General features: G+C 66.3%; 8 protein-coding genes. 2 read left to right on the top strand and 6 right to left on the bottom strand.

The window, feature by feature from the left end; all coding sequences use genetic code 11:
• Both ACFC3J_RS21205 and ACFC3J_RS21200 read right to left on the bottom strand, forming a co-directional pair.
• Positions 1–1,539, bottom strand: a 1,539-nt coding sequence (locus ACFC3J_RS21205) for a patatin-like protein (protein ID WP_375197967.1), incomplete at its 3' end; no start/stop codon positions are given.
• Positions 1,540–1,582: 43 nt separating this feature from the next.
• The gene (locus tag ACFC3J_RS21200; protein ID WP_375197966.1) at positions 1,583–2,281 is read right to left on the bottom strand and encodes an endonuclease/exonuclease/phosphatase family protein; all 699 of its coding nucleotides are present in this window, start codon (positions 2,279–2,281) and stop codon (positions 1,583–1,585) included.
• An 89-nt stretch (positions 2,282–2,370) separates the two neighbouring features.
• Between ACFC3J_RS21200 and radA the strand changes: the two genes are divergently transcribed.
• A complete protein-coding gene (radA, locus tag ACFC3J_RS21195; protein WP_375197965.1) occupies positions 2,371–3,738 on the top strand; it encodes a DNA repair protein RadA in 1,368 nt (455 codons plus the stop codon).
• Positions 3,739–3,749: 11 nt separating this feature from the next.
• Positions 3,750–4,265 carry a CvpA family protein gene (locus tag ACFC3J_RS21190; protein WP_375197964.1) on the top strand — a complete coding sequence of 172 codons (516 nt, stop codon included), beginning with the start codon at positions 3,750–3,752 and terminating at the stop codon, positions 4,263–4,265.
• Between the two features lie 136 nt (positions 4,266–4,401).
• Here the strand turns inward: ACFC3J_RS21190 and ACFC3J_RS21185 are convergent, their stop codons facing one another.
• From ACFC3J_RS21185 to ACFC3J_RS21170, 4 genes are all read right to left on the bottom strand, one after another.
• Positions 4,402–5,319, bottom strand: a complete 918-nt coding sequence (locus ACFC3J_RS21185) for an NAD-dependent epimerase/dehydratase family protein (protein WP_375197963.1) — start codon at positions 5,317–5,319, stop codon at positions 4,402–4,404.
• A 6-nt stretch (positions 5,320–5,325) separates the two neighbouring features.
• A complete protein-coding gene (proB, locus tag ACFC3J_RS21180; RefSeq protein WP_375197962.1) occupies positions 5,326–6,456 on the bottom strand; it encodes a glutamate 5-kinase in 1,131 nt (376 codons plus the stop codon).
• 22 nt (positions 6,457–6,478) lie between these two features.
• Positions 6,479–7,573: a GTPase ObgE gene (gene obgE, locus ACFC3J_RS21175; RefSeq protein ID WP_375197961.1), complete on the bottom strand. Its 1,095-nt coding sequence runs from the start codon at positions 7,571–7,573 to the stop codon at positions 6,479–6,481.
• 250 nt (positions 7,574–7,823) lie between these two features.
• On the bottom strand, positions 7,824–8,235 hold a 412-nt coding region (locus ACFC3J_RS21170), incomplete at its 5' end, for a GNAT family N-acetyltransferase (RefSeq protein ID WP_375197960.1).

Here is an 8,235-nt window from a genome sequence, read left to right as displayed (position 1 = left end):
GCGCAGGTTGCAACGCGCCAAAGGCCCTGGATACCACATGAAGAAAGCCCGCATCAGCGGGCTTTCTTCGCCGCTCAGGCGGAACAGCAGGGCGGCCAGATCCTCAACGATGCCGGACAGCTTCAGATGGCCATAGGCCGGGAAGGCGAAACCGGCGGAACTGGCGGCCCGCTGTTGCGCCTTGCTGCGCCATGTCGACAGTCGGGCCGGCGTCGGCCGGTCGAGGAACAGCATGCCGCCGATCGCGCTTTCCACCTCCGCCTCGATTCCCGGCCGCAGCGCGTGCAGGATGCGCGCCATGCGCCGAATGCGCGAACTGTGCCGGTCGATCGCGTCCAGATTGTCGCGTATCGGCTGTTCGCGGGGAATGTCGCTCAGGGCGCCGAAAATGGTGCGGAAAAAGCCGGGAAGCGGCGCATCCTGGCCTGATGGCGCCTCCTCGGCCTCGCCCTGCCGGTTGAGCCGGATCGACCGATGGCCGGGCTTGGGATCGATATAGACGAAGCGTCGGTCGACCTCCCGCCGGGAGGGCCGGTTCTTGAGCGCGCCTATGGCCAACGCGAAAGGGGCATTGGCAAGCACCGATCCGTCGATCAGCACCGCATCCTCGGCCTGCCCCCGCGCCGCATGGCGGGGGAGGGCGCGGGTCAGGAAGCGGTCCCGCGTCGGCCATGCACGGTGGCGGCGTTTCAGCACCCGGTCCAGCTCCCGCACGGTGAAAGGGGGGAAGGCGCCGGGAAAGCTGGCCGTCGCCCTCGCCGCGAAAGCCAGTTCGGCGGGATCGGCGAAGATTCGTTCGCCCCGGCCCCGTGCGCGAAAGCCGATCGACAGGCGATGCTCGGTCTCGATGACCTGCGGCGGGCTGTTGAGGTTGAGGCTTTGCGGGTGCCCCTCGAAATCCGTCACGGTGACGAACAGGTCGAGCGGATGCCCCTCCGGCAACAGGGCCGGGCCACGCTGCGTCGCCTCCATCGCGTCGAGGGCGTCCAGTATCATGGCGGTGAAAATCTCCCCGCCGAAGGGCGGCTCGAACCAGCGGGAGCGGATGAAGTGGGACAGCTTGTGCCGCACCTCCTCCCGCGTGTCGGGGGCGACGGTGCGCTCCACCGTATCGCCCGGATGCCGCGCCGCCATCCAGACCAGAGGCGTGGCCCAGATCTTGGTGATCCGCCGCGCAGGCCGGGCATCAGGGTCGAGCAGCTGTTCGACGTCGGCATTGTCCAGCCACATGTCCGTCAGCGGATCGAGCGACTGGCCCGTTTCGATCGCCTGCGCCAGAAAGATGCCGTTGATCCCGCCCGCGCTCGCCCCGGCGATGATGTCGGGCATGACGCGCAGGCGGATGCCGCTGGCTTCCTCCAGCGCCTTGAGCACTCCATGATACACGGCCTCGCTGCTGTTTCCCGGCGGCGTCCCGTCATGAAAGGCCCGGCTTGCCCGCGCCAGATGCCAGACTTCCTTGGTGATGCCGTGCATGTAGACGGCCAGGCTGATCCCGCCGTAGCAGACCAGTGCGAGCCTGAGTTCCCGCTCTTTCATGGCCTTATGGATCGCAGAGCGCGGCGGGCTTGTCGAGCGAAACTCAAGCCGGTTTGAACTCCGCCCAGATCGGCAGATGGTCCGACGCCCGTCGCGCGGCCGCGCTGTCATGCACGCCGCTGTCGACCAGCTTCAACTGCCCGCAATGCATGATGCGGTCGAGCCGCGCCACCGGCCTGCGGGCATGGAAGGACCGCCCGCACGGCGCAAAGCTGTAATGCCGTCCGAAGTCGGCCAGACAGCCCCGGTCGGCGCTCCATTCGTTAAGGTCGCCCATCAGCACGGTCGGCATGCTGTCGCGCAGGCCTGCGGCATGGATCACCGCCGCGGCCTGCTTGCGCCGCCACAGGCCCGACAGGTCGAGATGCATGCCGAATATCCGCATGCTCGTCTTGCCCAGCCTCACCTCCGCCATGGTCGCGCCGCGCGGCTCCAGACAGGGCAGATGCAGCACGTCATGCGCTCCGATCTCCGCCTCCTTGCGCACAAGGATCGCGTTGCCGTGCCATCCCATGGAATCGAGATGAACGTTGAGCGGGACAGGCTTGTAGGGACTGATCGATTCCAGGAGCCATGGGGGCAGGGCGGCGGTGCGCACGCCGAAGCGCCGGTCGGCCTCCTGAAGCGCGATTACATCGGCGTCGATCTCGTTCAGCACATCGATCACCCGTTCCGGCACCCGGCGCCGATCGGTGCCGATGGCCTTCCGGATATTATAGCTGGCGACGCGAATGGTCTTCATGCCGAAACAATGCGCTACTCGGACGGCGGTTTCCATGGGAAGATGCAAAGAAGATTTGTGTTCCGCATATGTTCTGATATGCGTCGCGCATGGCAAAGGCAAAGCGCAAATTCGTCTGTCAGCAATGCGGTTCCGTGAGCAACCGCTGGCAGGGCCAGTGCGACGATTGCGGCGAATGGAACAGCATCGTCGAGGAAGCGGCCGAGACGGTGTTCTCCGCCCGGCACGACCTCCACACCGGCGGCCGGGCGCTGACGCTCGTAGGGTTGGACGACAAGGTTGAACTGCCCCAGCGCACCACCACGGGGATCGCCGAGTTTGATCGGGCCTTGGGCGGCGGCATCGTTCCCGGTTCGGCCACTCTGATCGGCGGCGATCCCGGTATCGGCAAGTCCACGCTGCTGTTGCAGGCGGCTGCCCGGATCGCCGCCGCAGGGCACAGCGTCGCCTATATCAGCGGCGAGGAAGCCTCCGATCAGGTCCGCCTGCGCGCTCAGCGTCTGGGGTTGGGCGGCGCACCCGTTCAGCTTGCCAGCGCAACCTCCGTCCGGGACATACTGACCACGCTGGGGGAGGGCACGCCGCCCACGCTGCTCATCATCGATTCGATCCAGACGATGCACAGCGACCTCATCGAAGGGGCGCCCGGAACCGTCAGTCAGGTCCGCGCCTCGTCACAGGAACTGATCCGCTTCGCCAAGCAGCGCGGCACGGCCGTCATTCTGGTGGGCCATGTCACCAAGGACGGCAGCATCGCGGGACCCCGCGTGCTGGAGCATATGGTTGATACGGTACTGAGCTTCGAGGGCGAGCGCAGCCATCAATATCGCATCCTGCGCGCGATCAAGAACCGCTTCGGCGGCACGGACGAGATCGGCGTCTTCTCCATGGTGGCCGAAGGGTTGGAGGAGGTCGCGAATCCGTCCGCCCTGTTCCTGACCCATCGCGATGAGAATGTGACGGGCGCGACCGTCTTTCCGGCGCTGGAAGGCACGCGCCCCGTGCTGGTCGAGATTCAGGCGCTGGTGGTGCGTTTGTCCAGCGGCGCCACGCCGCGCCGCGCAGTCGTGGGATGGGACAATGGCCGTCTCGCCATGATACTGGCCGTGCTGGAGGCGCGTTGCGGTCTCAGCTTCTCGACATGCGAAGTCTATCTGAACGTCGCGGGCGGCTATCGGCTTTCGGACCCCGCCGCGGACCTGGCCGTCGCCGCAGCGCTCATGTCAGCCCTGTCTGAACGCCCGGTTCCAGCGGATATTGTGCTGTTCGGGGAAATTGCCCTGTCCGGCGAAGTCCGTCCGGTCGCCCATTCGCCGCTCCGTCTGCGCGAAGCCGCCAAGCTGGGCTTCAACCGCGCCTTCGTGCCCGCCGCGGCAGCCGACGGGGTCAAGGGCATTTCGGTAAGCGGCTTTCGCGCGCTTGCGCAACTGGTTGACCAGATGCTCGGGCGCGGATAGCCAGCAGGCCGATGAACGCGATCGATATTCTCGTCCTGCTGCTGATTGGCGGTTGCGCCATTTTCGGCCTGCTGCGCGGTTTTGTGCAGGAAACCCTGTCGCTGATCGCCTGGGTGCTGGGCATTTTCGCGATCCGCCTTTTCCACGCCTCGGCGACCGAATTGGTCAGCCCCTTCGTCGGAACCACCAGCGGCGCGGCGGTGCTGGGCTTCATCTTGGTTTTCGGCGTCACCTTCGGCGCGGGCAAGCTGCTGGCCCATGCGATCGGCCGCCGCACGCGCCAGTCGATCCTCGGTCCCGTCGACCGCGTGCTTGGCGCGGGCTTCGGCGCGGTCAAGGGGCTGATCGGGGCCACTCTGGTCTTTCTCGCCTTCAGCCTGGTCTATGACACTTTCTACGGCAGCGGCGCACGGCGGCCGGATTGGTTGTCCGATGCGCGGACCTATCCGCTGCTCAATGCCAGCGGTCAGGCGATCAGCGAATTCGTCGCGGAGCGGCGTGCGCGCAAACCGGCCGACGCGGGTTAGTGCGATTTCCAAGCGAACCGAACGGTTGCTGATTGGGAAATCGCGTTAAGCCAAGAAATGAGGGCGGTTGATCTGATGCAATCAGATCGCAAACCGCTCCAGATCACGACACACCGTTTTCCTGCCCGATCCGGTCTTACAACCATCCCTTGGCGCGATACGCCTCGACCGTCGCTTTCAACCCGTCCTCGGTCGAGATCTTCGGCGCCCAGAGTTTCTTTGGCGGCTGCTTGCGCTTCTTCACCACCCAGTCGGGGTGGCAGAAATAGCTGACCCGATCCGGCGTCAGCTTGGCATTTTTGCCGCGCACCATCCGGTCGATCCGCGCGCCCATGCCCAGCACCCATTCGGGCGTCGCGAAGGTCCGCACCGGCCGTCCGACCGCACGGCCGATGGCCTGCGCGAAGTCCAGATGGTCCCATCCGCCCGGTGTGCCGTCATCGACCTCATAGACATGGGTGAGGCTGCGCATGTCCTTTTCGACCGCCAGCGTCAGGAACAGCCGCGCCAGATCGCTCACCTCGATCACGGAGAGCCGCCCACCGGGGGGCATCAGCATGACGCCGCGCTTCGCCATGCGGAACAGCTCCAGCATCTCCCGGTCGCCCGGCCCGTAAATGGCGGGTGGCCGCACGATGGTCCAGTCCAGCCCGCTTGCCTTTACGTGCCGCTCGGACAGTTCCTTCGACCAGCCATAGTCGGACAGTTCCGGCTCCCGCGCCGACAATGACGACACATGGATCAGCCGCCTGACGCCGCGCTGCCGCATGGCGTCGACCACCGCCATGGTGCCGCGCGCATTGCCCAGTTCGAACCCTTCGCGGTCGGGCGCGTTCACCACGCCCGCGATATGGATCACCACATCGGCGTCACGCACCAGCGTATTGAGCGCCGCCCGGTCCTCCAGCGCACCCGGCACCCATTTCAGATGGGCGCGGGGCGGCTGCGCCCGGCGGGTGATGGCGGAGACATGATGTCCGGCCGCCAAAGCCTGATTCAGTGTTTCGGCGCCGACGAAACCCGTCGCGCCCGTCATGGCGATGCGTAGGCTCATGAGGCGTCAGACCATCGCCATATGGTCGCGGTGGACCAGCACGGAGCGGGGCAGGTGCCCCAGCAGCGCGGCAATGTCCTCGCTGCGCTTGCCCGCGATCCGCGAGGCCTCCTCGCTGTCATATTCGATGAGGCCCCGCGCAATGACCCGCCCGTCCTCGGCAAGAATGTCGACCACATCGCCGCGCGCGAAAATGCCCTCGACCCGCGCCACGCCTGCCGGGAGCAGGCTGTTGCCACGCTCCAGCGCGGCCGCCGCGCCCGCATCGACCACGATCCGTCCCCGCACCGTCAGCCGCCCGGCCAGCCAGCCCTTGCGCGCGCCCCTGGCCTGCGCCGCGAGGAAGATCGATCCCTTGCCGCCGTTGCTCCAGCGCGACAGCGGCGCATCCACCTTGCCGGAGATGATCGCCAGATGCGCACCGGCCCCCGTGGCGATCCGCGCCGCCTCGATCTTGGAGGTCATGCCCCCCGATCCCATGCCGGACGCGGAACCGCTGTCCGCCATCCCGGCGATGCGCGCATCGATGCGCTCGATTGTCTCTATCAGCATGGCGTTCGCATCGACATGCGGATTGGCGGTGTAAAGCCCGTCGACGTCCGACAGCAGCACAACTGCGTCAGCCCGTGCCGCCTGTCCGATGCGCGCCGCCAGCCGGTCATTATCGCCAAAGCGGATCTCCGCCGTGGCGACGCTGTCATTCTCATTGACCACCGGCACGACGTCGAGCGCCATCAGCCGCTCCAGCGTGGCCGATGCGTTCAGATAACGCCGCCGGTTCTCCAGATCGTCCAGCGTCACCAGCATCTGCGCGGCGGTGATGCCCTCGTCATGCAGCAGGCTCGCCCAGCATTGCGACAGCGCGATCTGGCCGGTCGCCGCAGCCGCCTGCGCATCCTCCAGACTGCCGCGCCCGCCCTTTGGCAGCTTCAGCCGCCGCGCGCCCAGCGCAATGGCGCCTGAGGAAACGATGATGATCTGCTGTCCCGCGGTCTTGCGGGCGGCGATATCCGCGACCAGCGTGCGCAGCCACGCCTCGCGCACCTGCCCCTGCGGATCGACCAGCAGAGCGGAGCCGATCTTGATCACCAGACGGCGGATCTGCGAGGGCGGAAAGCCCGAGAGGGAAGGGGTCATGCGAAAGTCCGGTCAAGGGCAGTCAGAGGGGCGACCATGTGGCTTCGCCTTCTTCCCCATCATCTTCTTCGGCGCCCCTGGCTTCGCTGAGCAGCGGCAGCACGGCGTCCAGCAGGGCCGGAACGCCTTCGCCCGTCGCGCCGGAAATGATGAACACATCCTCCACGCCCGCTTCTTCGCGCAGCTGTCCGGCAATGTCTTCCATCAATTCCTGCCCCAGCAGGTCGCCCTTGTTGAGCGCCACGATCTGCGGCTTTTCGTCCAGTCCGCCGCCATAGGCAGACAGCTCGTCCTGCACGATGCGGAACTGCTCCACCGGATCGTCGCCCGTCGCATCGATCAGATGGATGAGCACGCCGCAGCGCTCGATATGTCCCAGGAAGCGATCGCCGATCCCCGCCCCCTCGGCGGCGCCTTCGATCAGCCCCGGAATATCCGCCAGCACGAATTCCCGGTCACGGTGCAGCACGACCCCAAGTTGCGGCTTGGTCGTCGTGAAGGCATAGGCGCCCACCTTCGCCTTGGTATTGGTGACCTGATTGATGAAGGTCGACTTGCCCGCATTGGGCATGCCGACAAGGCCGACGTCTGCCAGCAGCTTCAGCCGCAGCCACACATACATTTCCTGCCCCGGCCAGCCCGTGCCATGCTGGCGCGGGGCGCGGTTGGTGCTGGTCTTGTAGGACAGGTTGCCGCGCCCGCCGTCGCCGCCGCGCAGGAACACCATGCGCTGCCCGACCTCGGTGAAATCGGCCAGCACTTCCTGATCCTCATAATCAGGATAGCCGTCCTCATCCTCCGTGCCCTCGATCGGCTGGGGATCGGACAGGATCTGCGTGCCCACCGGCACCTTGATGACGAGGTCTTCGCCGCCGGCGCCATAGCGGTTCTTGCCCGCGCCGGGCATGCCGCGCTGCGCCTTGAAATGCTGGGTGTAGCGGAAGTCGATGAGCGTGTTCAGCCCCGCCACCGCCTCAAAGATGATGTCGCCGCCCTTGCCGCCATTGCCGCCGTCCGGGCCGCCATATTCGACATATTTTTCGCGCCGGAAACTGACCGCGCCGGGACCGCCCCAGCCGGACTTGATATAAATCTTCGCTTGATCAAGAAAATGCATCGCGCGCCCATAGCCGTTTATGCGGCGGAATTAAACCATGCGCGCCGTAAAAGCGGTCGCTTCGTGAAGTGGGGCGGGAAACAAGCCCCTGCGCGGCGGTTTCGCGCGCGGATCCCAACGCTCTGCCTGGCGTCGATCCGCGAATCGCGCCGGGGTACGGCCGCTCATCGACTTCCTGTCCTTTACATTTGTCCCCTCGCTCGGCTGCCGGACGGGCCGGCCATCGGTCCGTCCAGCGTTGAACGCCTGCTCAGGCTGCCAGAGCGGGCCAGGCGTCGCGATAAAGATCCATGGCGGGATCGTTGCTGATGCCCGGAACTTCGCCGTCCTCGAAGATCAGGCAATCCGCTGCCGCGTCCCGCCCCAGGCTGAAGCGACGCTCGACGCGTCCGGTGGAGCGGAAGCCTATCTTGCGCAGGACATTGCCCGAAGCGGGATTGTCGATGAAGTGCGCGGCGCGAATGTCGCGAACGCCCGCTGCCTTGGCCATGCCCAGCACGGCCTGAGCGGCCTCGGTAGCGAAGCCCAGTCCCCAATAGGGTCGCGCAATCCAGTAGCCCAACTCCACCGCGCCGTCTTCGTCCAGATGAACGCCGCAGCCGCCCACCAGCCGTGGCGCACCATGAGTACGGTTGAAGGCCAGCAGCCGGGGCAGGCGCGGG

The organism is Sphingobium sp. (assembly GCF_041987595.1).
In the GTDB taxonomy this organism is placed as follows: Bacteria; Pseudomonadota; Alphaproteobacteria; order Sphingomonadales; family Sphingomonadaceae; genus Sphingobium.
The sequence above is the reverse complement of the archived record's forward strand: the minus strand, read 5'-3'. Positions and strand labels throughout refer to the sequence as shown.